The sequence below is a fragment of the Flavobacterium croceum DSM 17960 genome, from assembly GCF_002917885.1.
Classification (GTDB): Bacteria; Bacteroidota; Bacteroidia; order Flavobacteriales; family Flavobacteriaceae; genus Flavobacterium; species Flavobacterium croceum.
Map to the genome: position 1 here is coordinate 1 of NZ_PQNY01000079.1, position 1515 is coordinate 1515.

The following is a 1515-nucleotide window of genomic DNA, read 5'->3' on the forward strand; positions in this document are numbered from 1 at the left end:
TTACAACTAACATACGAGCCAAAATTTAAAATAGTGCATCGCTCGCGCGAGCTGATGCGCTCGCACGAGGCGAAAAGTGTGCAGTTGTGGTTAAGTATTGACCCGTTGGCTGAACAATATAGACGATGGTCGCCTTATAATTATTGTGTTAATAACCCTATGAGATTTGTTGACCCTGATGGTATGGGCGTAAATGATTGGAGAAATGGTAAAGGTCAGTTAGTTTATGACCCAAAAGCCAATGGAGGAAAAGGAGATTATACCAAAAATGCTACAGCTCAAGAAAAATCATTTGGAAATGCATTAAGAAATTCCGGTTCTGAAGGTCAAGCTAGTTTTAATTACTTAGTTAGTGAAAAAACTCATGATATTTATATAACGTTTGATAGTTCTAATTATACGAGTAACGAATTAGGGTATAATTTTGGAGAAACCAAGAATGAATATAAAACAGATAGTAAAGGAAAAGTAACTGCTATAACTAAATCTGAAATTAGCATAAATACAGGAACTTCTGATCAATTTGTAAAAGATGCTAAAAACGACACTTTAGTTAATGGAGTTAGTGAAGAGCATGAAGTTGAAGCAAAGATGGTAAAAGAAGGCAATCTTACATCAAAAAATGTTACTGTAGCTACGATGGCACATGAATTAAAACATACTACTGTTGAAAACCAACAAATGATGAATAATGAAAAATACTCTATAGGAACATACAATCCTAATAACAATAGTGAAACTATTCCTCAACAAGCAGAACAGAAAGTACTAACAGATTTAATGAATAAAAAATAAATTGTCTATGAAATTATATTCTTTAATAATAATATTTATAATCTTTTCATTTGATGGATATTCACAAATAGTTAATATTTCCAGAGATTCAATCACAAATAAATTGATAGATTTTTTGATTAAAAAAGACGAAATTAAATCTAATCAAATTGAGGATTATAAAAATCATAAGCTTAATATAACTTTTATTGGCATGTTGAATGGTTATTCCAAAAATGAGTTAATTGAAGGATTATATTTCTTTTCAAAAGGAGCTAGTCACTCAAGAGTTTTTGGTTTAATAATTCAAAAAAGTGATTTTGTTATTTTAGATCTTTCGAACAGAGAAAGTTTGAATGAAGCTATAAAGCTAGTATTGGACTATTGTGAGCAGAATAAATATTGTGTAGAAATCACTAAGGATTATATAACTAAATTGCTTAAAACATATTATAACATTAATAAAAGTCCTTACTCTCCTGGAGATGTAAATTGTAGAAAAAGAATAACTGATATTAAGAATTTACCATAATGTTTGGCTCCCCCGATAGCGGGAGCATCTTGCTCGTGTCCACAAAGAAATAAAAAATAAAACTACATCTTAACGATGTGGTTTTTTAATTTACTCTCTCTACAACGGCAATACAGCCGAAACCTATTGGCGTACACAAACCGACAATGTATTGCGCAAATACGGCTATCAATACGATAATTTAAACCGACTTACCAACGCCATATACC

General features: G+C 31.0%; 1 protein-coding gene and 1 pseudogene. Both read left to right on the plus strand.

All coding sequences use genetic code 11. From position 1 onward, the window contains the following. Nucleotides 1-795 (plus strand): annotated as a pseudogene (locus Q361_RS13510) (hypothetical protein); the annotation flags it as partial. 7 nt (nt 796-802) lie between these two features. Then, nucleotides 803-1306 (plus strand): hypothetical protein, encoded by a 504-nt coding sequence (locus tag Q361_RS13515; protein WP_103727245.1) that lies wholly within the window; start codon nt 803-805, stop codon nt 1304-1306. Nucleotides 1307-1515: the final 209 nt, after the last annotated feature.

Bases quoted from the DNA above. Each gene is read 5' to 3' on its own strand.
- Q361_RS13515 (WP_103727245.1), top strand. From the start codon at position 803: ATGAAATTATATTCTTTAATAATAATATTTATAATCTTTTCATTTGAT.